The following is a 22,326-nucleotide window of genomic DNA, read 5'->3' as shown; positions in this document are numbered from 1 at the left end:
CAGTTCAGAAGTCGAAGTCGAACGCGAGCGCGGGCGGGCCGGGCCGGGCCGAAGGCGTCCGGCCTAGCTCGCCGAGCGGCGTGTCCGGTTCGGCGAGTGCCGTGTCGAGCAAGGACAGGAACTCATCCCGGAACGTCTCCACGGTGGGGCGCAGGAAGAGGTTCGTGGCGTACGCCAGCCGGGCCTCGTACCCGTCGGGTGAGTCCTCGATCTGCAGGTCCAGGTCGAAGATCGTGCGCCGGGTGGCCTCCGGCCGCCACCGGGGCCGAGCGCCGAGGAAGTCCACCTGGTGCAGCCCCGTGTCCTGCATCGCGAAGAACGCGTCGAAGAGCGGGTGGCGGCTGAAGTCATGCTCGCCCCGCATCGCCACCAGGGCGTCGAACGCGTGATCCTGGTGGTCGCCGGCCGCCAACGCGTGCCGGGCCACGGCTCGCAGATACGCGCGGAACGGCAGCTCGGGGGCCGGGTACGCGCGCAGGCACAGGGTGTTGACGAACATCCCCTGAACCCGATCCACCCCCGGCAGGTGCCGTCCGGAAAAGGGCGTCCCGACCGTCACGTCGTCGCCCCCGCTCACCTGCCCGAGGAAGACGGTGTACACGGCCAGGAGCACCTGGAACGCCGTCACCCCCTCGGCGCGGGCCAGCTCCCTGACCGCGTGGCTGCGCTCCGCGCCGAACGCGAACGGCAGGTGGTCCCCCTCCGTCCGGCGGACCGCGGGCCGGGGCAGGTCGATGGGCAGGTCGAGAGGTTTGATCGGCCGCGCGAACGTCTCGGCCCAGAAGCCACGCTGGGTCTCGGACAGCGCGCGCCGCTCCGGCCCGTTCGCCCACTGCGCGAAGTCCCGGTAACGCAGCTCCACCTCGGGGAGCGGCTCGCCCCTGAGCAGCGCCGCCCACTCGGCCATCAGGAGGGCGAGCGAGCGGCCGTCGGTGAGGAGGTGGTGAATGTCCAGCACCAGCCGGGTCCCATGGTCGTGCCGCGCCAGGGCCGCACGCCACAGGGGGGCCTGATGGACGTCGAAGGCGCGGATCCACCTCTCGGTCCAGCCGTCGAGATTCGCCCCGCGAAACAGGCCGACCTCATCCAGCGTCGTACGAAGCACCTCGTGAACGCGCTGGTACGGCTGCCCGTCGTCGCCCACGGCCACGTCGGTGCGCAGGACCTCGTGCCGCTCGACGAGAGTCGCCAGAGCGGCGCGCACCCGTCCGGCGTCCATCCGGCCAGGGAGGTCGACGACGATCGGCAGGTTGTACTGGGTGCCGCACGGGTCCTTGATCTGCTCGACATAGACGCCCTTCTGCTGGGGTGACAGCGGGGTCCGCTCGGTGGCCTGGTACGGACGCGGCCCCACCACGTCGGCACGGTCCGCGGCACGGACCAGGTCGGCCAGCGCTGACACCGTACGGACCGCCAGCACGGCCGAGACCGGGCAAGCCACCCCGAACCTCTTCCGCACCCTGGCGGCCAGCCGGGTCGCGGTGAGGGAGCTGCCGCCCAGCCGGTCGAGCGGCTCGTCGACGCCGATCCCGCGCACGCCGAGGACGTCCTCCCACAGCTCGACGAGCTCTCGCTCAAGCTCGTCCCCAGCCGTCCCGCCGCCCGCGGGGATCGGCTCGGGCAGCGCGGCTCGGTCCACCTTCCCGTTGACGTTCAGCGGCAGCGCGGGCAGCACCACGATCCGGGCGGGCACCATGTGAGCGGGCAGCACGCGCTCGATCTCCGTCCGCAGTCGCTCCGGTTCCAGGGACCGCTCGCCCGAGACGTACGCGCGCAAGTGGCCGTCGGACGAATCCGGAGCGCGCCGCTCCACCACCACCGCCTCGCGCACTCCGGGGCGGGCCAGCAGCGCGGCCTCGACCTCGCCCGGCTCGACGCGCAGACCGCGCACCTTGACCTGGTGATCCGTCCTGCCGAGGAAGTCGATCGACCCGTCCGGCAGCCTGCGCGCCCGGTCGCCGGTCCGGTAGAGAAGCTCTCCTGGCCGGAAAGGGTGGGGGACGAAGGCGCACGCGGTCAGGTCGGGGCGCCCGTGGTAGCCGAGCGCCAGCCCATCACCGCCGACGTACAGCTCGCCGGCGACGCCCGCTGGAAGCGGTTGTCTGTCCTGGTCGAGCACGTACGCGCTGGTATTGGGCACTGGGCGGCCGATGGGCACGCGTTCGCCGATCGGCTCGCGAACCTCGTGGCAGGTGGAGATGACCGCGTTCTCGGTCGGCCCGTACGCGTTGACGAGCCGCAGTCCCGGATTGGCCCGCAGCACGGACCTGGCGTGCTTGGCCGAGAGCACGTCACCTCCGACCAGCAGGTCCCGCAGCGGCCCGAACACGGTCGGGTCCTCGCCCGCGAGCTGGCCGAACAGCGCGGAGGTGAAGAGCGCCGTGGTGATCCCCCCGTCCGCCAGCGCCCGCCTCAGCTCCGCGCCGTCGAGGAACGTCTCCCGGTCGAGGATGTGCACGGTCCCACCGCAGAGCAGGGCGGCCCAGGTCTCCCAGACGGAAGCGTCGAAACCGGTCGCCCCGATCTGCGCGATCCTGGCCGTGGCGTCGAGCCGTACATAGCCGACGCCCCGCACCAGACGGACGATGCCGCGATGCGGGACCAGGACACCCTTGGGCCGTCCGGTGGTCCCCGAGGTGTACATCAGGTACGCGACGTCCGACGCGCCGCCCGGCGCGGGGACGTCCACCTCGGGTTCGGCCGACCAGTCCTGGGCGTCCACCGCGATGGCCTGCCCGCGGGCCGGCTCTCGCGTGGTCAGCAGCGTGGTCAGCTCTCGCGTGGTCAGCAGGAAGCCGGCGCCGCTGTCCTCGATCAGCTGGGAGATCCGATCCGAAGGATGGGCGGGGTCCATCGGCACGTAGAACCCGCCGGCCTTAAGCACGGCGAGCGCCGCGACGATCAGGTCGGGAGTACGCGGCAGCAGCAGCGCCACCGGTTCGGCGGGACGCAGCCCATCGCGGCGTAGCTTCTGGGCCAGCAGCGTGCTGCGGTGGTGCAGCTCGGCGTAGGTGAGCGTGGTATCTCCGTGCACCACGGCCGGGTGGCCGGGCGCCGCCTCGGCCTGCTCGGCGAAGAGCCGCTCGACGCGGCTGTCTCGGGGATAGTCCGTGGCCGTGTCGTCGCAGCCGTCCAGCAGCCGGTCACTCATGGGAGATCACCCCCGCGAGGCCGTTCACCGTCGGGTGCAGGTACAGCTCGCGCATCGGAAAGGCGGGCAGGCCGCGGTCGCGCATGGCCGCCGCCACCCGCATGGCGTACAGGGAGTTGCCGCCGAGCTCGAAGAAGTTGTCGTCGGGACCGACAGGAACGCCGAGCACCGACTCCCACACCGCGGCGAGCGCGCCCGCCAGCTCACCTGACGGAGCCCGGATCGGGGCGGCGGGCGCGACGACCGGCGCGGGAAGCCCGCGAACGTCGAGCTTGCCGTTGGCGGTGAGGGGCAGTGTGTCGAGAGGCGTGATGGTGGCGGGCAGCATGTGCTCCGGCAACACCTTGGCGGCCCGTTGCCGGATCGCCGCCGGATCGCCGCCGGCCGGCACCACGTACGCGTCGATGCGCGCTCCCGCGGCGTCCCGCTCGCCGTTCAGCACCACGGCGGCCGCCGTAACGGCGGGGTCGTCCAGCAGGACGTGGCGGATCTCGTCCAGCTCGACGCGGAATCCGCGCAGCTTGACCTGGGTATCGAGACGGCCGAGGTGCTCCAGCCGGCCATCGGGCAGCAGCCTGCCCCGGTCGCCGCTGCGGTAGACGCGGCCCATGGTGAACGGATCGGGCAGGAAGCGCCGCGCGGTCAGCTCGGGACGGCCCAGGTACTCCAAGGCGACCCCGTCTCCCCCGACGTGGATCTCGCCGGGGACACCGCACGGCACGGGACGGCCGCGCTCGTCGAGGACGTACAGGTGCCAGCCGGGCAGGGCGTGCCCCACGGACCGCGACCCGGTCATCGCCTCACGGCGGGTCACGTTCTGGGCCGTCACGTGCACCGTCGTCTCCGTGATGCCGTACATGTTGACCAGCCGGCACCGATCCTCCGGATACCGGTCGAACCAGGCCCGCAAGGGCCGGGCGTCCAGCGGCTCACCGCCGAAGATCACCAGCCGGACCGCCAGCCGCTCGTCCTGCCGCCGGTCGGCCTCCATGAGCTGGGCGAACGCCGACGGCGTCTGGTTCAGCACGGTGACACGCTCGCGCGCCAGCAGCTCGCGGAACTCCTCGGGCGAGCGAGAGACCCAGTACGGCACCACGACCAGCCGGGCACCGGTGAGCAGCGCTCCCCAGATCTCCCAGACGGAGAAGTCGAACGCGCTGGAGTGGAAGAGCGTCCAGGTGTCACCGGGACCGAGCCCGAAATCGTCACGGGTGGCCGACAGCAGGGCGACGACGTTGCGATGCGGCACCACGACGCCTTTCGGGCGCCCGGTCGAGCCCGAGGTGTAGATGACGTACGCGGCCTCGCCCGGCCCCCGCCGCTCTGGACGGGCACGGCCCGCCTCGCCGTCGTGGGTCTCCAGCTCCTCGGGCCTGACCACGCTCGCCGACCCGCCGCCGGGAAAGTCCTGGTCCGCGATGACGATGCGCAAGGCCGCGTCCTGAGCCGTGAACGCCAGCCGGTCGGCCGGGTAGGCCGGATCCATGGGCACGTACACCGCGTCCGCCTTGAGCACGGCCAGCATGGCGACCACGAGATCGGGTGTGCGTCCGAGGCAGACACCGACGCGCTCCCCCGGACGCACGCCCCGGTCGAGGAGGGCGGCGGTGAAGCGGGCGGCGCGCGCGTCCAGTTCCGCGTAGGTCAGGGAGCGGCCCTCGCAGGTGAGCGCCACCGCGTCGGGACGCTCCGCCACGCGGGCGGCGAACACGTCGTCGATCCGCTCCGGCCGCCAGTCCAGCCGCCGTGCCGGACGGCCGAGGGCGACCACCTGCCGTGTCTCCGCCTCGTCCATCAGCTCGACGTCGGCGGGGACCAGACCGGCGGGCGCGTTGACCAGCTGCTCGTAGGCGCGGACGACGTGGCGGGCGAAGCGCCTGGCCGAGTCGGCGTCCACGTCTTCCAGCCGATGGCGTAGCACCAGCTGAAGGCCGCCGTCCGGGGTGCGACCGGGCACGATCGTGAGCGGGAACGGGGCTGTCTGGCAGGAAACGTACGTACCGGACCCGCTCTCCGCCGGCCCGTCGGTGAGCAGACCGGCCACGACCCGGCCGCCGGTCTCCGCGAGGAGTTCGGCGTACTGCCGCCCGTCGCACCGCCCGCCGTACGAGGCCAGGGCTTGGGCGATCTCGGCCACCAGCTCCCCTGCGGTGCGCGCGCCCGAAAGGTCCAGTGCCAGCAGGAGCCCGGCGTCGAACGCGCCCAGCGCTCCTTCCGGCCGCTCGGGCACGGGGCCGAGCACGCCGACGACCGGACTCTCCTGGTTCTCGTACCGCCCGAGCACCAGCCCGACCGCCGCCGCCATCGTGGCCGGCACGTCCGGTCCGGCCTCGCTTATCGCCACGGTGACCAGGCCGGTACGGTCACCCGCCGTGTCGTCGCCACTGGCCCACGCAATACGTCCGGAAAAATCCGCTTCCCGCCATCTTTTGAGCGTCTCGGCGTCCGCGGCGGCGTGACCTGCCTTCTCGTACGTGGCCTCCTCATACCGAGCCCGACCGGTGAGCACATCGGCCACCGTGCGCAGTGACAGCGCGTCGAGATTGGCGCGATGGGCGACGAGCACGAGGTCGGCGGGCCCGTCCGCGTACCGCAGCAGCACCGCGCGCAGCAAGGCGCCCTCCGCGTCCAAAGGACGGTGCAGTTCGGCCTCGACGCGGCGGCCCGCCACCGCGGAGTCGCAGGCGGCCGGAACCCGCTCGTCCCAGAGCCGGGGCAGCCGATCAGGCGTGTCCCCCCACCAGGTGCGGACCGCGCGTTCGAAGAGTCCGGCCAGCCAGGTGGCACCAACGCCATCGGGCAGCCTGACGCGCCGGGCATGGCAGTGTGCGGAGGGCGAGCGGTCCGGGGGGATGAGATCGGTTCGGGGCACGCGGTGATCTCCAGAGCGTGGTCGTGGTGAAGGTGCGGGCGTCAGCGTGCGGTGAAGCCGCCGTCGACGGTGAGTACGCTGCCGGTGACCTGCCGGGATTCGTCGGAGGCCAGCCATAAGGCGGCCGAGGCGACGTCGTCCGGCTCGATGAGGGTGTTCATGGGCTGGGCCTGCACGAAGGCCTCCTCGTGCTCGCCCACCGGCACGTCGAGCGAACGCGCGATCTCCGCCAGCATCCGGCCCTCGACCTGGGGGTCATCGCGGACGGAGCCAGGGCACACGGCGTTGACCCGGACCTTGCGCGGGGCGTAGTCGAGCGCGACGGCCTTGGTCAGGCCGATGAGACCGTGCTTGGCGGCCACGTATCCGGCGAAGTGCCGATATCCCACCAGCCCGGCGGTCGAGGCGATGTTGACGATGCTGCCGGAGCGCTGCTCGACCATCAGTTTGCCGACCGCGCGGATGGCGCGCCACGCACCGGAGAGATCGACGTCGATCATCAACTGCCACTCGTGCTCGTCGATCTCGTGCGCCATCTTGCCGGAAGGAGCGGCGATGCCCGCGTTGTTGACGAGGACGTCGATGCGGCCGAAGCGCCCGATCGCCATGGACACCGCGGCCTCGACTTCGTGCGTCTCCCGTACGTCGGCCTGCCTGGTCATGACGGAGACGCCGAACTCCCGGCAGAGTTCGGCCGTGTATTCGAGCTGACTGGCCGAGCCGAGCGCGTACGGCACCCCTGGCAGGTCACGCGCGACGTCGAGCAGCACCAGGTCGGCGCCCTCCCGCGCGAACATCCGGGCGCTGGCCCGGCCCAGCCCGCGGGCCGCGCCGGTGATGACGGCCGTCTTCCCGGACAGGCGCATCGTCACCGCTCTTCCGGCGTCGCCAGGTCGGCGCCGATCAGCCGTAGCAGGGGAGCTGGATCATCGGCCAGGTACATGTGCCCTCCGTCGAGCTCGACGGTGTTGAACCCGGCGCTGGTGGCCCGCTCCCACTCGGCGATCATCGCCATGTCCACCAGCTCGTCGTCGAGGCCGTGAACGGCGGTGATCGGTGTGGACAGCGGCTTGTCGGACTGGGGACGGTAGCTCTCGTGCAGTTCGACGTCGGCGCGCAGCATGGGCAACAGCAGCGCCCGCATCTCCGGGTCCTCCAGGGCCGGGTGCGAGTATCCGGCGAAGGAACGGATCCGGGCCAGGAACGCCTCGTCATCCAGGCCGGTGGCGCGGCTCTCCCGCCCGCTCCACGGCCCGGGGGAACCGCTGACGTACAGGCGGGCGAGCCGCAAGCCGGTCACGCCGCTGAGCCGGTGCGCCAGCTCGTACGCCAGCACCGCCCCGAGGCTGTGGCCGAAGACGGCCACCCGGGAACCGGGACCGATTCGCTGCAGCACCTGCGAGCACGCCTCGTCCGCGGCGCGGGCGGCATCGGTGTGCGGAGGTTCGACGAAGCGCTCCTCACGGCCGGGCAGTTGCACCGGCAGGATGCTCAGGCCCTCGGCCAGGTAGCGCTGCCATCCCTTGAAGAAGGAGGCGCCGGCCCCGGCGAAGGGCAGGCAGATGAGGTAGGTGGGTTCCATGATCCGTTCTCCCGTCTGTAGACGGTGTCTCGGCTGTGGGGGGTGGATCGCATCGCCCGTCACGGCGTCGATGGTCACGGCGCTGCGAACAGTCGCGAAACGTCACCGAACGTATGCATCCTTGATCGACAGCGTCAAGATCCACATCTGCGATCTAACAAACACTTAAGGTTCGGATGTGATGCGCGGGGCCATACTCGACGCTGGACGTCCTTGATCTCCGGATCTCTGGCCGAACATCCGCCCGCATGCCACAATGCGGGGCACCGCAGCGATCATGACCATATGACCCGATGCCGCCTGCCCTACCGGGAGCCGCATGGGAGGGGGACCTCGAGCGCTTCCTGCGTCTGCGGATCAAGAACAGCGCGACGCATGAAGGGGAGTACATGGACCTAGCCGCTGAGGGCGACGCGCTGTCGCAGCTCATCACGACGATCATGAACGCCATGAGGGCCGCGGGCAACGACAACGACGAACGCCAGCTGGCGCAGATGTCCGAGGCGTGCAAGGAGTTGGCCGCCAGTCTGGATACCGTGGGCGACAAGAACATCGACCCGGCCGTGCAGAAGGGCCGCAAGCAGTGGACCGGCGACGCGGCCACGCACTACCAGGAGATGGTCGACACCTACTTCGACCCGGCCGAACGGAAGGCGCTGGTCAAGAGCCTCGGCCACGTGTCGGAAGTGCTCCTCATGGCCAAGGAGGCGACCCACGAGACCAAACGGGCGTTCCGGGAGCTGCTGAAATCCATCCTCCAGGCGCTGGCGATCAGTGTGGCCCTGTCCATGTTCACGGGCGTGATGGGCAGGTGGGCCGCGTGGGTCGCCAGAGCCAAGATCGCCGCCCAGGGCGCCGGCCTCGCGGCCACCATCCTGGCGCGGCTGATCTGGTTTCTCAAAAAGGTCGCCGTACCCCTGCGCAAGCTGGCCGAGCTGATGAAGAGGAGCAAGGCGCTCAGGAGGGGCCTGACGGTCTTCAAGTCGCAGAACTGGGTGCTGAACGGCACGCAGGGCATGAGTTTCGGCAAGACGGCCCTGACGTCCTTCAAGAGCTACGCCAAGATGTTCGGCCTCCAGCTGGGCGCCGGCCAGTTCATGTTCGTGGGCCTGGGCCGGGAGCTCAAGGGCCAGTCGTTCTTCGCGCCCTTCGGCCTCCAATACGCGCAGATGGTGAATTCCGCGGCGATATCGTCGGCCTTCCCCTGGGGCCGCGTCGGCTGGGACAAGGCAAAGAAGGCGTACGGCGCCAAGGCCCTCTTCGCGGCAGGAGCCATGACCGGAACGGGCTACACGATCATCAACGACAGGCTCGAAGGCAAGACGCTGGGGCAAATGGTCAAGGACATCGGGAAGGTGGCGGTGCTGAACGGCGGCTGGGGCGCCCTGAACGGTGCCGCCCTCAAAAAGATCGGCATCACCGGCGACTTCCAGGTCCAGCTCTTCAACTCCACCGGCGCGATCATTCCCGGCACCGCCCTGCGCAACCTTCCCCCACCCATCGGCGTGCCCTTCAAACAGACGGAGCCGCCGGCGCACATCGACCATAAGAAGTACCCGGAGCCTGATGCTCCCCCATTGATGGACCGCCGGCCAGCGCCCCCCGCCACCCCCGCCCCCCAGCCATCGTCACACCAGGTCGCAGGGCAGGACACGCTGGCCGACATCGCGAAGCGGGTCTACGGCAGCGAAAAATACTGGCCCGAAATCTACAACGCCAACCGCGACGTCATCGGTTCGGACCCCAATGCCCTGAAACCAGGTACGAAACTGAAACTCCCGGATCTGAAATAACCGACTGGAGCGCGCGATGACCGGAAAAAGCCAGGAAGTCGGATATTCCACGGACGACCTGAAGAAAGGAGGAAAGGCCACCAACGAATCGACGAGCCTGCTGTCCACTCCCCGAAACGCTTTCGCCGAGTCGGCCAGGCCGACGTCCACCTGCTTCGGCCTGCTCCCCGAGGGATCCCAGGAACTGGCCGACGACTATCTGAAGTTCTACACCAACACCATCGACTGGGTGGACTCCCTGATGTGGAACCTGAACAACGCGGGCCTGACTCTGAACCAGACCGGAAAGAACTACGACCGGACCAACCCGACCGGATAGGTCCCCAAAGGGAGAACATGAGTTCCGACGACGCCAAAAATATCTACCAGGACGAACTCCACCGAATCTCAGAACAAGCCGAACAGGCACACAGCCGCCTGAAGAAAGCCGGTGGCGGCTTCAGGGACGTCTACGGCGCCGGTGAGAGCGCCGACGGCAAGATCAGGGCCCGCACCGACTCCGGCGGCCGCATCACCGAGGTGCGCCTCGACCCACGCGCCATGAAACTGAGCAGCCAGGACCTCGGCGAGGAGATCACCCTCGCGGTGCGGCGCGCACAGGACGACTGCGAGCGGAACCACGAGGAACTGCTACGCGGCGCCGTCGGCCGGACGCCACCGTCCCCTGACGCGGCCATGGAACAGTTCGAGGAGGTCATGCACTCCTTCAACCGCGCCATGAACAATCGAGAGAGCCGAATCGACCAGATCCTTCGGGAAATGGACCAGTAGTCGACCGCGCCGCACCATGCGAAGGGGGCGCGGTCGACTGAGAACGGTCAGCGCGACGCGCGGTTGACCGCCGAGATGATCGCCTTGAGCGAGGCCGTCGTGGTGTTGGCGTCGACCCCCACTCCCCACAGCACCCGGCCGTCGACGTCGCACTCCAGGTATGAGGCGGCCTTCGCGTCGCTGCCCGCGCTCATCGCGTGCTCCACATAGTCGAGCACCCGCACCCGGATGCCCACCTTGGCGATCGCGTCGATGAAGGCCGAGATCGGGCCGTTGCCCACGCCTTCGATCTCGCGGATCTCGCCGTCGAGCCGTACGTCGGCGCCGATGCGGTCCTTGTCGTCCCCGGCCGACTCGTGGCGGTGGGCCATCAGGCTGAGGCGGCCCCAGCGGTTGGCCGGGTTGGGCAGGTATTCGTCGCGGAAGATGGAGTACATCTCGGCCGAGCCGATCTCGCCGCCCTCGGCGTCGGTGCGCGCCTGGACGACCTTGGAGAACTCGATCTGCAGCCGTCGCGGCAGGTCCAGCTGGTGGTCGGCCTTCATGATGTAGGAGACGCCGCCCTTGCCCGACTGGCTGTTGACCCGGATGACCGCCTCATAGGTGCGGCCGATGTCCTTGGGGTCGATCGGCAGGTAGGGGACGGCCCAGGTGAACTGGTCGACCGGCACCCCGGCCGCGGCCGCGTCGGCCTCCAGGTGGTCGAAGCCCTTCTTGATGGCGTCCTGGTGGGAGCCGGAGAAGGCGGTGTAGACCAGCTCGCCGCCCCACGGGTGGCGCGGGTGCACGGGCAGCTGGTTGCAGTATTCGACGACGCGGCGGATCTCGTCGATGTCGCCGAAGTCGATCTGCGGGTCGATGCCCTGGGAGAACAGGTTCATGCCCAGGGTGACCAGGCAGACGTTACCGGTGCGCTCGCCGTTGCCGAACAGGCAGCCCTCGATGCGGTCGGCCCCGGCCATGTAGCCCAGCTCGGCGGCGGCCACGGCGCTGCCGCGGTCGTTGTGCGGGTGCAGCGACAGGACGATCGAGTCGCGGTACTTCAGGTGGCGGTGCATCCACTCGATCTGGTCGGCGTAGATGTTGGGCGTGGCCATCTCGACCGTGGCCGGCAGGTTGACGATGACCTTGCGCTCGGGCGTCGGCTGCCACACGTCGTTGACCGCGTCGCAGACCTCGACGGCGTAGTCCAGCTCGGTGCCGGTGAAGGACTCGGGCGAGTATTGGAAACGTACGTCCACGTCTGTCGCGTCGGCGAGCTTCTTGACCAGCTTGGCGCCCTCGACGGCGATGGCGGTGATGCCGTCGCGGTCCTGCCCGAAGACCACCCGGCGCTGCAGCGTGGAGGTGGAGTTGTACAGGTGCACGATGGCCTGCTTGGCGCCCTCGATCGACTCGAAGGTGCGCTCGATCAGCTCGGGCCTGGCCTGGGTCAGCACCTGGATCACCACGTCGCCGGGGATCCGGTCCTCTTCGATGATCTGCCGGATGAAGTCGAAGTCGGTCTGGCTGGCCGCGGGGAAGCCGACCTCGATCTCCTTGTAGCCCATCTTCACCAGCAGCTCGAACATCTGCAGCTTGCGATGAGCGTCCATCGGGTCGATCAGTGCCTGGTTACCGTCGCGCAGGTCCACGGCGCACCATCGCGGCGCTTCGGTGATGACCCGATCGGGCCAGGTGCGATCGGTCAGCCGGATCGGTTCGAACGGCTGATAACGCTGGAAAGGCATCGGGCTGGGCTGCTGAGCGGTCATGTCGGGAGCTCCTCGTCGGTCGAAAGAAAAGCGGCCGACGCGCATGGCTCGCTCCGCGGCGAGGGAGCCGGCCTCAGTGGCCCCCGCCGCGGCAGCTAAGAAGGAGGCCACGCAGCATGCCTTGCACGCTACCAGACGTCTCGCGGTAAACCGTCCTTGATCTCACATGATGAGAACCGACAGGCAGGTGACGCAGCCTTCCAACTTCTCGAACTCCGAGATGTCCACCAGCGTCACCTCCAGCCCGCGTTCCTGAAGCATCTTGCAGGTCCGCGGCGCGGAGGCGGCCATCAGCACGCGGTCGCCGCCCAGCAGCACCACGTGCGCCCCCGACTCCTCGGCGGGCACGAGCAGCCCCGGCAGGTCCGCGCGATCGGGGTCGCCGATGAGCGTGCCGTCCGGCAGCGCCGTGACGGCCGACTTCAGGTGCAGGACGCCGGTCAGATCCACGGGCACCACCTGCCGCTCCGGCAGCAACGCGGTGAGCTGGGTGATCCCCTCGTCGTTCGTCCTGGCCGACCTGCCGACGTACACGGTCCTGCCGACCTGAAGGACGTCGCCGCCGTCGAGCGTGCCGGGCCGCGCGATTCTGACGGATTTGACCCCGAGCGCCCGTACGAGGGCCGCCACGGTGTCCACCTCGGGCCGTCGCTCGATCGCCCCCGGTCTGGTCAGTACGGCCAGCCGGTCGCAGACCACCACCATGTCCTCGACGAAGGGCCCGTCGGGCAGGTCGTCGGCCGCCTCCACGTGGCGTACCTGCCACCCGGCCCCCTCCAGCGCGGCGACGTAGCGTTCGTGCTGGTCAAGGGCCCGTTCGTGGTCGACCGGTTCGCGCTCCACATGCGTGACGATGCCCTCGGAGATCCGTGGGCCGGGCTTTCTTACCAGCGCAATACCAGGCATAGGCCGTGTTCTATCACGTAGTAACTACAGTCTTGGACATGCGTGACAACGAGATTCTCACCAAGATCAGTGATCTGGTCACCGAAGAGCACGAGCTGCGGAGCAGGCTGTCGGCGGGCGAGGTCAGCTCGGACGAGGAGCACACGCGGGTCAGGGAGCTGGAGACGGCCCTCGACCAGTGCTGGGACCTGCTCAGGCAGCGCAGGGCGAGAAGGGACGCGGGCGAGAACCCGGACGGCGCCAAGGCCCGGCCGGCCGGCGAGGTGGAGAACTACCGGCAATGACGGGAAAACGGGCCTGATCTCACCTCTCCGTTTCCTTGATGTTAAGCGGACGTTAGATCTGGCCCGTCTCCCCTTGTCGGAAGAACCTTCTGCGGAGAGGCTCTGGCCTGCACCTACTCCCCCCAGGCCCCGCACAGGAGGTAATCCAGTGAGCCAACCCCGCGTGCCGTGGAAGGCAGTGATCGGCGGTTCCGTCGGCAATCTGGTCGAGTGGTACGACTGGTTTGTCTACAGCAGTTTCGCCGTCTATTTCGCCGCCTCCTTCTTCCCCAATGGCAACTCCACCGCACAATTGCTCAACACCGCGGGCATCTTCGCCGTGGGCTTCTTCATGCGCCCGATCGGCGGCTGGCTGCTCGGCCGCTACGCCGACACGAAGGGCCGCAAGGCGGCGCTGACCATGACGGTCACGCTGATGTCGCTGAGCGCGCTGCTGATCGCCATCGCCCCGACGTACGAGTCGGTCGGCTACTTCGGCGCCGTGGTCCTGCTGATCGCCCGCCTCCTGCAGGGTATCTCCGTGGGCGGTGAGTACGCGGCCAGCGCCACGTACCTGACGGAGGCCACCCCCGCGGGCAAGCGCGGCTTCGCCTCTAGCTTCCAGTACGTGTCGATGACCGCCGGTCAGCTCGTCGGCCTGGGCCTGCAGATCATCCTGCAGAACACGATGACCAAGGAGGCGCTCAACTCCTACGGCTGGCGCATCCCGTTCATCATCGGCGCCCTCGGCGCGGCGGTCGTGTTCTACCTGCGGCGCAACCTCCTGGAGACCGAGGCGTACGACGAGGAGGAGCAGGGCAAGGAGGGTGAGAAGAGCGAGCGCGGCACCATCAAGGCGCTGATGGCCCACAAGAAGGAAGCCCTGCTCGTCATCGCCCTGACCATGGGCGGCACGGTCGCGTACTACACCTACACGACCTACCTCACCAAGTACCTGGTCAACACCGCGAACCTGCCGAAGGAGACCGCGTCGCTGGTCAGCTTCTCGGCGCTGTTCATCTTCATGTTGATCCAGCCGCTCGCCGGCGGGCTGTCCGACCGGATCGGCCGGCGGCCGCTGCTGATCACGTTCGGCATCGGGTCGATGCTCGGCACCGTACCGCTCATGACCGCGCTGTCCAGCGTCTCCGGCTTCGTCGGCGCGTTCATCCTGTCGCTCGTCGGCCTGATCATCATCACCGGCTACACCTCGATCAACGCGGTGGTCAAGGCGGAACTGTTCCCGACGCACATCCGGGCGCTCGGCGTGGCCCTGCCGTACGCCATCGCGAACGCCCTGTTCGGCGGCACGGCGGAGTACGTCGCGCTGTGGTTCAAGTCGGCGGGCGTCGAGTCCGGCTTCTACTGGTACGTCTCGGGCTGCGCCGCCGTGTCGCTGGTGGTCTACCTGACCATGCGCGAGACGCGCGACGTGGCGCTCTCCCGCTCGGAGCGAGAGGGAGCGGCGGAGTCGGTCTCCGTCCGGGCCTAATCTGGCCTGATGCGAGTTCTCCTGGTCGAAGACGACGATCGACTCGCCTCCGCGCTCACCACGGCCCTCGCGCGCCATGGCCACCAGGTCGCGCGCGCGGGGCTGGCAGTCGACGCCCTCCGCCTGGCGGGGGGCGTCGACTTCGTCCTGCTGGACCTGGGCCTGCCCGACATGGATGGCCTTGAGGTGCTGCGCCGCCTGCGCCGGGTGTCGGCCGTGCCGGTCATCGTGGTGACCGCCCGCACGGAGGAGCGCGAGGTGCTCCGCGGCCTGCGGTCCGGGGCCGACGACTACCTGGTCAAGCCGTTCCGTACGGTCGAGTTAATGGCCCGTATGGAGGCCGTGATGCGCAGGGGCACCCGCCCGATGCCGACGCGGGACCACGTGGTCAGCGTCGGCGATGTGCGCATCGACCTGGAGGCCAGGCAGGTCACCGTGTCGGGTGAGCAGGTGACGCTGACCAGGCGCGAGTTCGACGTGCTGGCGCTGCTGGCCCGTGAGCCTGGCGTGGTGCGCAGCCGCGAGGAGATCCTGGACGAGGTCTGGGGCGACCCGCTGCTGTCGGCCTCCCGCTCGCTCGACGTGCACGTGGCCGGGCTGCGGTCGAAGACCGGCCGCCCGCACCTGGTCGAGACGCTGCGCGGCACCGGCTACCGCCTGGGTTCCACGGCGTGAACTCCCGCCTGGTGGTCACGTTCACCACGCTGATCGTGTTCCTCATCGCGGCGCTGGCGGTGCCGCTCGGCTTCGCCTACGCCTCGCACCGTACGAACCGCCTGCTGCTCGACCGGCGGGCCGACGCCACCCGTTTCGCGGAACTGGCCGACCAGGCCGCGCGCGACGACGATCGTACGGCGCTGACGGCCGAGGTCGTCCGTTACGCCGACCTGTACGGCGCGGCCATCCGCGTCCGCGACAGGGACGGCATGATCGTGGTCACGGCCGGCCGCTTCGACGGCGACGACCAGGCGGAGACCCGGCTGGCCCTGAGCGGCCGCACGACCGAGGACCTGCCCACGATCAGCCCCTTCGGCCCGGCGAAGGTCCTGCTGGCCGAGCCGGCCGGCCGGGACGCGCAGCTGTCCGGCGTGGTGCTGCTCCAGGCCCGCACCGACCAGTCGCGGCTGGACGTCTCGCTCGTCTGGGGCGCGCTGGCGCTGGGCGCGCTGATCGCGCTGGGCTACTCGGTGCTGGCGGCCAGACAGCTGGCCCGCTGGATCCTGCGCCCGGTGACCGAGCTCGACCGCACCACCCGGGCCATCGCGGAAGGCCACCTCGACGCCCGGGCCAATCCCGGCGGCGGGCCCTCGGAGCTGCAGCGGCTGGAGGAGCGGTTCAACGCGATGGCCGACGCGGTGTCGGGGGCGATGGAGCGGCAGCGGGCGTTCGTGGCCGACGCCTCGCACGAGCTGCGCACCCCGCTGACCGTGCTCGGGCTGCGGCTGGAGAACCTGGAGCCGCACCTGCGCGCGGACGGCACCACCGAGTTCGAGGAGGCCATGGCCGAGCTCGACCGGCTGGCCCTGCTGGTGGAGGACCTGCTGGCGCTGGCCAGGGTCGAGGCGGGCGCGGGCGGCGAGGCCAAGGAGATCGAGCTGCGGCCCCGGCTGGCGGTGTGGCGGGAGGTCTACCCGGCCAAGGATCTCACTCTGCGGGTGGACGTGCCGGAGATGTCGCTGGTGCCGGAGGCGGCGGCCAGGGTGGCGGACATCGCGCTCGACAACGCCCAGAAGTTCGTGCCCGCGGGCGGCACGGTGACGGTCACGCTCTCCGACGGCGTCCTGCGGGTCGCCGACGACGGGCCGGGGCTGGCCGAGGAGGAGCGGGGTGACGCGCTGGGCCGGTTCTGGCGGTCGGGCGCGCACGCGAACGTGCCGGGTAGCGGGCTGGGGCTGGCCATCGCCACGGAGCTGGCCAAGTCGTGCGGGGCGACGTTGAGCCTGCTGCCCGCCGTACCCCATGGGCTGGTCGTGGAGTTGCGGCTGGCTGAGCCGTACACGGAGCTGTAGCGCTCGTTTGGCCGTACACGGACCTGTAGCGCTTGTTTACCCGTACACAGACCTGTAGTAGCGGGCGGCGCCGGGGTGCAGCGGGACGATGCCGGTGCCGATGGCGTAGCGCTTGTCGAGGCGGCCGCCCGGCGCCGAGGGGGCCTGCAGGCGGTCGCGGGCGCTGAAGAGCGTCGCGGTGACGGTGTAGGCGACGTCGTCGGACAGGGCCTGACGGCAGACCAGGTAGCTGGGCGTGCCGACGGTCGGGACCGGTTTCGCGCTGCCGTACACGCCCGCGGGGATGGTGGCGTGCTCATAGACCGGGCCATAGATGCGGCGCAGCATCGGCACGAACGGCTCCAACGGGACGATCCTGATGCCGCCGAGTGAGGCGAGCGCGGGGGTGGGCACGCCGCCCGACCAGAAGAACGCGTCGATCACGCCGTCGACGAGCGCCTTGATCGACCCGTCGAGGCCAAGCCTGGCGGTGATGTGATTACGTACCCCGGCGGCGTCGAGCACCCGTTCGGCGGTCACGGCGGTGCCCGATCCCTCGGCCCCGATGGAGACCTGCCGCCAGGCCAGGTCCTTGGGGGCGAAGATGTCCGAGTTGGCGCGTACCACCAGATGGACGTAGTTCATGTACATCCTGGCCAGCGCAGCGACGGGCTGGTGGCGCACGCGTACGGCGTCGTCGGCGCTGTCGGCGAGCGAGAACCCGAGATCCGCCCGGCCGTCGGTGAGCATGGTGAGATTCTGCACGCTGGCCGCGGTCTCGATCACCTCGACGGTGAACCCGTCGCGCCGCAACTCGGCCGCGAACCGGTCGCCGAGCACCCCGTACGGCCCACCGGCCAACCCGGTCGCCAGCCGCAGCGAGCGTTGCTCCGAGGCGGTGACCGAGCAGCCCGCAGCGTTCAGCGCGGCGAGCGCGAGAAAGACACGGCGGGACATCGGCACAGGCTCACGTTATCGAATCAAGCAGAATGGACAATGTGACCGAACGGGACGCGCACCTTCGAATCTCCGCAGACCTGATGATGTTCCTGCCCGTGAGCCGGCGCCGCGAGCGCCACCGGATCGCCATCGGCGGCAGCTCCACCCTGGGCCACCACGTGGAGTCGGCCGGCATCCCGTTGACGGAGGTCGGGCCGATGACCGTCGACGGCCGCGGCGTCGGCCCCTCCTACCAGCCCGCGGCCGGCGACCTCATCGAGGTACGGCCGATACCCAGACCCCAGCCGCTGCCCCGCGAGCCCCGCTTCCTGCTGGACGTGCACCTGGGCACGCTCGCGCGACGGCTGCGCCTGCTCGGCCTCGACACGGCCTACCACAACGACATGGACGACCCGGCGCTGGTCGTGCAGGCCAACGAGGAGCGCCGGGTGTTGCTCACCCAGGACCGCGGCCTGCTGCGCCGCCGCGCGCTGTGGCTCGGCGCGTACGTGCGCGGCTCCCGTCCCCACGACCAACTCCGCGACCTCCTCGAACGCTTCACCCCGCCGCTGCGCCCGTGGACGAGGTGCACGGCCTGCAACGGCGAGCTGGTCCCGGTGGAGAAGCGCGAGGTGCTGCCGGTCCTGGAGGCGGGCACCCGGCACGCCTTCGACGCGTACGGGCGGTGCCAGGAGTGCGGCCACGTGTACTGGCACGGCGCCCACAGCGGCCACCTGGAGGAGATCGTGGCGACGGCCCGGCAGTGGGCGGCTACGGGGTGAGGCAGGGCTCACCACGCGACCCGAGCCCGCCACCGTCCACCGCCGCATTCCCCCGTCCAATCCACTCTCACCACTTTCCATGTGCATGAGAAGGGCAGAAGTAATGCGAAATCGACTCACAGCCATCGGAATTTCGCTCTCAGCGTTGGCCGCCCTGCTCGTACCGCCTGCGCCTTCGTACGCAGCCACTCCCGTTCCAGCATCTGAGAGCCAGCGGATAGCAAAGAGCATGATGCCCAGCTATGGCTGGAACCCTTCATCGCAATTCAACTGTCTGGTCTCACTGTGGAATCGCGTCAGCCACTGGAGCACCACGGCAGGAACGCCATCAGGGCCATACGGAATACCTCGAGCGAATCCCGGGAGGCTGATGGCCTCCGCCGGCCCAAACTGGAAGACGAACGCCCGAACCCAGATTAAATGGGGACTTGGCTATATCAAGACGCACTACAGCACGCCTTGCGCGGCATGGAGCCACTACCAAAGCTCCGGCTGGTACTGATCAGACACGCTGCGGTCCATCGCTCTCGTGTGAGCCGCGGCCGCAGGGGGCATCGTCCGGTCGGCGCGGCAGTGAGCGGCTACGGGGTGACGCAGGGGTCGAATGGCTCGATCTCAGGCAGGTATCGCTGCCAGTCGGCCGCGCTCAGCGTCCCGCCCGCCCTGCGGCACACCTCGGCCCGCGCTCGGTCGCCGTCGAGGGCGACCTGCCTGACCACGCCCTCCGCGGTGGCGACGAAGAGCGTCCGCCCGTCCCGGCTGAAGGCGATCGACGCGTCCCCGGCGTCCCCAAGGTCGCTCAACCCGTCGTACACGGTTCCCAGGTATCGGCGTTCGGCGACGTCCCAGAGCCGGATCCGCGCGTCCGAACCATAGGTGGCGATCGTGCGCCCATCGGGTGACCAGACGGGGGTCGAGCCGCCGGCACCCTGGATCGCGGGGAAGGTGGCGATGACCTTCGCGAAGGCCGAGTCCCACATCGTCATCCGATCGGCCGCGCTGACGACCGCGTACCTGCCGTCGGGGCTGAAGGCGGTGGCCCCGCCGGGCACCCTGCCCGGCCTGGCGGGATGACCGCCGACCGGATCGACCATCGTGAGATAGGAGTCGGTCATGGTGATCAGCACCTTCCCGTCGGGCCTGAAGACCATCTGTTCCGAGCCCGGCGTGGTGGCCTCGGTCACGGACCCGGTGCGCAGGTCCCACAGCTCGGCCCGGCCCTCCGCGCCCATAAGCGCGGGAGCGACGGCCAGCGTGCCGCCGTCCGGGCTGAACGCCATCCCTTCCACTCCCCGCGCGTTCTTGCCCGCGAGGTTGAACGCCGTACGCACGGCTCCCGTGTGCGTGTCGAGCACGGTGACCCGCGCCTTCTCGCTCTCCGCTCCCCCAACGGCCAGGAGGGACCCGTCGGAGGAGAAGGCGAGTACCGCTCCCTGGCCCGTGGGGTCACCCACCTCAACAGGACGCGCGATCTCCCTGCCGCCGGTCCAGAGCCGGACCCGGCCGCCAGAATAGACGGCGAGCCCGCCGCCGCCCGGCGCGAGGCGCGCGAAGCCGTCGGAGGTCCGGTGAGCCACAGCGGCCACCATCACCCCGGCGATCTCAGTCGTGTAGACCGTGCCGCCGCCCGTTTTGACGCGCAGGGCGGTGCCGTCGAACCGGAGCTGGGAGATCGCCGCGTGGAGAGACCGGTCGGCCATCATCCATCCATCGGAGCGCCGCAGCACGACCAGCCTGGCGTCGGCCCACATCGCGATGAACCGGCCGTCGAACGAGATGTCGTCCGCCACCGGTCCGGCGCCGTCGCCCGGCAGCGGTTTGCCGGACGGCACACTCCTGAGCAGCAGACTGACGCCGTGGACCTCGGGGTGAAAAACCGTGACGGCGAGTTCCGGGCCGTCGGGAGCGAATTCGGCCTCTTTGACCAGTTTCTTCTCCGGCAGCCAGGGCGCACGGAGCCGTCGCCGCGTGCGCAGGTCCCAGAGCTCGGCCCGGCTGCCACCGGTGGAGTAGCGGACGCCCAGGGCGCCGTCGCGGCTCACGGCGTCCATCCCGAGCGACCGCCGGGTCTCCAGGTCCCACCACGCACCGTAGCGGCCTTCGATGCCTTGGGGGACGAAGAGGCGCCGTCCATCCGGAGAGAAGTGGAGCGAGTCGGCGTGGGTCGCCAACGCGCCCGCCGCGAAGGGCTTGCCCCGTGGGGCGCCGCTGGACACGTCCCAGAGGCGGACGTGCCGCTCGTCCTGGACGGCCAACGTCCGGCCGTCGTAGCTGAGCGCGAGCTTCGACACCGGACCGATGCCGGAGAGCTCCTTCGTACTGTGATGCCCGGGAACGTCCAAGAACCGCGCCTGCCCGCCCGCCGCGGCGAGGAGCGTGCGGCCATCGGGGCTCAGGGCGTACCTGGTCTCGGCGCTCGCCGAGGGGTCGGTGAACGAGTCCAGCGTCGTCTGCGACAGCGAGTCGTACAGCGCGCCTCTCGACTCGGGCAGCGGGGCCAGCCGCCAGGCGGCGGCGCTCATCACCATGCTCACCTTCGGCCAGGTGTCACGCAGGTCGGCCGCGCGCAGCACCAGCGACCTGGCGAGGGCTTCGTCGCGCTGCCGCTCGGTCACCCCGCGCCGGTACTCGGCCAGCCCCAGCCCGCCCAGCGCGGCGACCAGCAGTACGGCCAGCGCCGTCGCCAGCAGGCCGCGCCTCCTGGACTGGCTTCTGATCTGCTTGGCCGCGGCGTCGAGGAACTCCCGTTCCCTCCTGGCCAGTGTGAGGTCCTTGCGTTCGGCGGCGGCCCACTGGAGCGTGCGGTCGAGGCTGGAGCCGTGCAGCAGGTCGCCGGGTTTCCGGCCGTGGCCGTCCCAGAGGCCGGCCGCCTCGACCAGGCGCCGGTGCACCGGCAGCCCCTCGCGGTTGTCGGCCACCCAGGTCCGCAGCCGGGGCCATGCCTGGATCAGGGCGGGCTTGGCCAGCTCGTACGTGGTGCCGGTGCTCCTCACGAGGCCCGCCGCCTCGAAGAAGGTGAGCAGGGCGGACACGGCCTCGGTCTCGGGCAGTTCGTCGCGGGTCACCGGCCTGAGTGAGCCGTCTCCGTCGAGCATGCGCAGCAGCACCTCGGGGACGGCCGCCCGCTCGACCTCGGACAGCTCGTCGTACAGCTCCTCGGCGATCGCGCCCAGGTCGGGCTCGGCCGGGCTCCTAAGCGGGCCGGCCAGCGCCCCGCCACGAGAAAGCGGGTCGCCGCCGTCGGCGCCGATCAGCTCCAGCAGGGCCGCGCGCGCCGAGGGCCGCACGGCCGGGTCCTTCGTGAGCGCGCTCGCCACGAGCCGTCCGAGCGGGTCGGCCAGGTCGGCCATGTCGGGGCGGAAGTCCATGACCTCGCCGATGACCGCGACCGGCTCGCGTACCTCGATCGCGTCCTCGCCCCGGGCCGCGAACAGCACCACCAGCCCCCACGCCCACAGGTCCGCCGCGGCCGTCGCGCCCCGCCCGGCCAGGACCTCCGGCGCCATGTAGTTGGGCGTGCCCATGACCGGGCCGGTGGTCGTCGGACCGGCCTCGCGCGCCACACCGAAGTCGATCACCCGGGGACCGTCGGGCCCGAGGATGATGTTGTCGGGCTTGAGGTCACGGTGCACGACGCCGGCCTGGTGGATGGCCGTCAGCGCGGTCGCCACGCCGATCGCCAGGCGCCGCAGCGTGTCACCCTCGTAGGGGCCGTGCTCGGCGATCACCTGCCGCAGGTTGGGGCCGGGCACGAACTCGCTGACGATGTACGGCTCGGCCACCTCGATGATTCTGGCCGTGCAGAACGAGGCCACCCGCGCGGCCGCCGCCGCCTCCCTGGCCAGCCTGGCCCGCGAGTCGGGATCATCGAACCTGGGCACCTTGACGGCGACGCGCTCCCCCTCCTCGCCGTACGCCTCATAGACGACGCCCTGGCCACCGGCGCCCAGCCGCCCGGCGAGCCAGTAGCGGCCCAACCGGTGCGGGTCGGAGGGAGTCAGCGGGATCATCAAGTGTGTAATTGTGGTCGATG

The 22,326-nt window shown here is 70.1% G+C and carries 16 protein-coding genes; 8 read left to right on the top strand and 8 right to left on the bottom strand.

What is annotated here, in order from left to right; genetic code table 11:
- Positions 1-4: 4 nt before the first annotated feature.
- Genes ACIBO2_RS40075 through ACIBO2_RS40060 form a run of 4 tightly spaced genes read right to left on the bottom strand, consistent with a single transcriptional unit; the run spans position 5 to position 7,605 of the window.
- Positions 5-3,151, bottom strand: coding sequence for an amino acid adenylation domain-containing protein (locus tag ACIBO2_RS40075; protein ID WP_397303708.1), 3,147 nt, complete (start codon positions 3,149-3,151; stop codon positions 5-7).
- Positions 3,144-6,023, bottom strand: coding sequence for an amino acid adenylation domain-containing protein (locus ACIBO2_RS40070; RefSeq protein WP_397303706.1), 2,880 nt, complete (start codon positions 6,021-6,023; stop codon positions 3,144-3,146). The genes ACIBO2_RS40075 and ACIBO2_RS40070 overlap by 8 nt, the downstream gene beginning before the upstream one ends.
- A 41-nt stretch (positions 6,024-6,064) precedes the next feature.
- Positions 6,065-6,889, bottom strand: coding sequence for a mycofactocin-coupled SDR family oxidoreductase (locus ACIBO2_RS40065; RefSeq protein WP_397303814.1), 825 nt, complete (start codon positions 6,887-6,889; stop codon positions 6,065-6,067).
- Positions 6,890-6,891: 2 nt separating this feature from the next.
- A complete protein-coding gene (locus ACIBO2_RS40060) occupies positions 6,892-7,605 on the bottom strand; it encodes an alpha/beta fold hydrolase (protein ID WP_358535602.1) in 714 nt (237 codons plus the stop codon).
- Positions 7,606-7,994: 389 nt separating this feature from the next.
- On the opposite strand from ACIBO2_RS40060, the gene ACIBO2_RS40055 reads away from it, so the two are divergent.
- The 3 genes from ACIBO2_RS40055 to ACIBO2_RS40045 are packed head-to-tail and all read left to right on the top strand — an operon-like array spanning position 7,995 to position 10,169.
- Positions 7,995-9,398 (top strand): hypothetical protein, encoded by a 1,404-nt coding sequence (locus tag ACIBO2_RS40055; RefSeq protein WP_358535600.1) that lies wholly within the window; start codon positions 7,995-7,997, stop codon positions 9,396-9,398.
- A gap of 16 nt (positions 9,399-9,414) precedes the next feature.
- A complete protein-coding gene (locus tag ACIBO2_RS40050; protein WP_358535598.1) occupies positions 9,415-9,717 on the top strand; it encodes a hypothetical protein in 303 nt (100 codons plus the stop codon).
- A gap of 17 nt (positions 9,718-9,734) precedes the next feature.
- On the top strand, positions 9,735-10,169 hold the full coding sequence (locus ACIBO2_RS40045; RefSeq protein WP_358535596.1) for a YbaB/EbfC family nucleoid-associated protein: 435 nt from the start codon (positions 9,735-9,737) through the stop codon (positions 10,167-10,169).
- 47 nt (positions 10,170-10,216) lie between these two features.
- Here the strand turns inward: ACIBO2_RS40045 and leuA are convergent, their stop codons facing one another.
- Entirely contained in the window at positions 10,217-11,923 is a 1,707-nt protein-coding gene (leuA, locus tag ACIBO2_RS40040) for a 2-isopropylmalate synthase (protein ID WP_358535594.1), read from the bottom strand.
- 162 nt (positions 11,924-12,085) lie between these two features.
- The gene (ddaH, locus tag ACIBO2_RS40035; protein WP_358535592.1) at positions 12,086-12,829 is read right to left on the bottom strand and encodes a dimethylargininase; all 744 of its coding nucleotides are present in this window, start codon (positions 12,827-12,829) and stop codon (positions 12,086-12,088) included.
- 38 nt (positions 12,830-12,867) lie between these two features.
- Here ddaH and ACIBO2_RS40030 point away from each other — a divergent pair, with 38 nt between their 5' ends.
- The 4 genes from ACIBO2_RS40030 to ACIBO2_RS40015 all read left to right on the top strand — a co-directional run bounded on the left by ACIBO2_RS40030 (position 12,868) and on the right by ACIBO2_RS40015 (position 16,593).
- Complete coding sequence (locus ACIBO2_RS40030; protein WP_358535590.1) at positions 12,868-13,113, top strand: DUF2630 family protein; 246 nt, start codon at positions 12,868-12,870, stop codon at positions 13,111-13,113.
- 148 nt (positions 13,114-13,261) lie between these two features.
- Positions 13,262-14,584: an MFS transporter gene (locus tag ACIBO2_RS40025; protein ID WP_358535588.1), complete on the top strand. Its 1,323-nt coding sequence runs from the start codon at positions 13,262-13,264 to the stop codon at positions 14,582-14,584.
- A gap of 9 nt (positions 14,585-14,593) precedes the next feature.
- A complete protein-coding gene (locus ACIBO2_RS40020) occupies positions 14,594-15,259 on the top strand; it encodes a response regulator transcription factor (protein WP_357947318.1) in 666 nt (221 codons plus the stop codon).
- Positions 15,256-16,593 carry a HAMP domain-containing sensor histidine kinase gene (locus ACIBO2_RS40015; protein WP_358535586.1) on the top strand — a complete coding sequence of 446 codons (1,338 nt, stop codon included), beginning with the start codon at positions 15,256-15,258 and terminating at the stop codon, positions 16,591-16,593. Before ACIBO2_RS40020 ends, ACIBO2_RS40015 begins: the two co-directional genes overlap by 4 nt.
- 36 nt (positions 16,594-16,629) lie before the next feature.
- On the opposite strand, the gene ACIBO2_RS40010 is transcribed toward ACIBO2_RS40015, so the two are convergent.
- Positions 16,630-17,529, bottom strand: a complete 900-nt coding sequence (locus tag ACIBO2_RS40010) for a TAXI family TRAP transporter solute-binding subunit (protein WP_358535584.1) — start codon at positions 17,527-17,529, stop codon at positions 16,630-16,632.
- A 32-nt stretch (positions 17,530-17,561) separates the two neighbouring features.
- Here ACIBO2_RS40010 and ACIBO2_RS40005 point away from each other — a divergent pair, with 32 nt between their 5' ends.
- On the top strand, positions 17,562-18,293 hold the full coding sequence (locus ACIBO2_RS40005; RefSeq protein ID WP_358535582.1) for a Mut7-C RNAse domain-containing protein: 732 nt from the start codon (positions 17,562-17,564) through the stop codon (positions 18,291-18,293).
- Between the two features lie 581 nt (positions 18,294-18,874).
- Here the strand turns inward: ACIBO2_RS40005 and ACIBO2_RS40000 are convergent.
- Complete coding sequence (locus ACIBO2_RS40000) at positions 18,875-22,303, bottom strand: WD40 repeat domain-containing serine/threonine protein kinase (protein WP_397303813.1); 3,429 nt, start codon at positions 22,301-22,303, stop codon at positions 18,875-18,877.
- Positions 22,304-22,326 lie beyond the last annotated feature (23 nt).

The sequence above is a fragment of the Nonomuraea sp. NPDC050022 genome (assembly GCF_044460705.1).
Classification (GTDB): Bacteria; Actinomycetota; Actinomycetes; order Streptosporangiales; family Streptosporangiaceae; genus Nonomuraea.
The sequence above is the reverse complement of the archived record's forward strand: the minus strand, read 5'-3'. Positions and strand labels throughout refer to the sequence as shown.

Excerpts from the sequence above, each read along its gene's own strand:
- leuA (WP_358535594.1), bottom strand. The coding sequence starts at position 11,923 with ATGACCGCTCAGCAGCCCAGCCCGATGCCTTTCCAGCGTTATCAGCCG.
- ACIBO2_RS40075 (WP_397303708.1), bottom strand. The coding sequence starts at position 3,151 with ATGAGTGACCGGCTGCTGGACGGCTGCGACGACACGGCCACGGACTAT.
- ACIBO2_RS40045 (WP_358535596.1), top strand. The coding sequence starts at position 9,735 with ATGAGTTCCGACGACGCCAAAAATATCTACCAGGACGAACTCCACCGA.
- ddaH (WP_358535592.1), bottom strand. The coding sequence starts at position 12,829 with ATGCCTGGTATTGCGCTGGTAAGAAAGCCCGGCCCACGGATCTCCGAG.
- ACIBO2_RS40005 (WP_358535582.1), top strand. The coding sequence starts at position 17,562 with ATGGACAATGTGACCGAACGGGACGCGCACCTTCGAATCTCCGCAGAC.
- ACIBO2_RS40020 (WP_357947318.1), top strand. The coding sequence starts at position 14,594 with ATGCGAGTTCTCCTGGTCGAAGACGACGATCGACTCGCCTCCGCGCTC.
- ACIBO2_RS40060 (WP_358535602.1), bottom strand. The coding sequence starts at position 7,605 with ATGGAACCCACCTACCTCATCTGCCTGCCCTTCGCCGGGGCCGGCGCC.
- ACIBO2_RS40065 (WP_397303814.1), bottom strand. The coding sequence starts at position 6,889 with ATGCGCCTGTCCGGGAAGACGGCCGTCATCACCGGCGCGGCCCGCGGG.
- ACIBO2_RS40050 (WP_358535598.1), top strand. The coding sequence starts at position 9,415 with ATGACCGGAAAAAGCCAGGAAGTCGGATATTCCACGGACGACCTGAAG.
- ACIBO2_RS40030 (WP_358535590.1), top strand. The coding sequence starts at position 12,868 with ATGCGTGACAACGAGATTCTCACCAAGATCAGTGATCTGGTCACCGAA.
- ACIBO2_RS40055 (WP_358535600.1), top strand. The coding sequence starts at position 7,995 with ATGGACCTAGCCGCTGAGGGCGACGCGCTGTCGCAGCTCATCACGACG.
- ACIBO2_RS40000 (WP_397303813.1), bottom strand. The coding sequence starts at position 22,303 with ATGATCCCGCTGACTCCCTCCGACCCGCACCGGTTGGGCCGCTACTGG.
- ACIBO2_RS40010 (WP_358535584.1), bottom strand. The coding sequence starts at position 17,529 with ATGTCCCGCCGTGTCTTTCTCGCGCTCGCCGCGCTGAACGCTGCGGGC.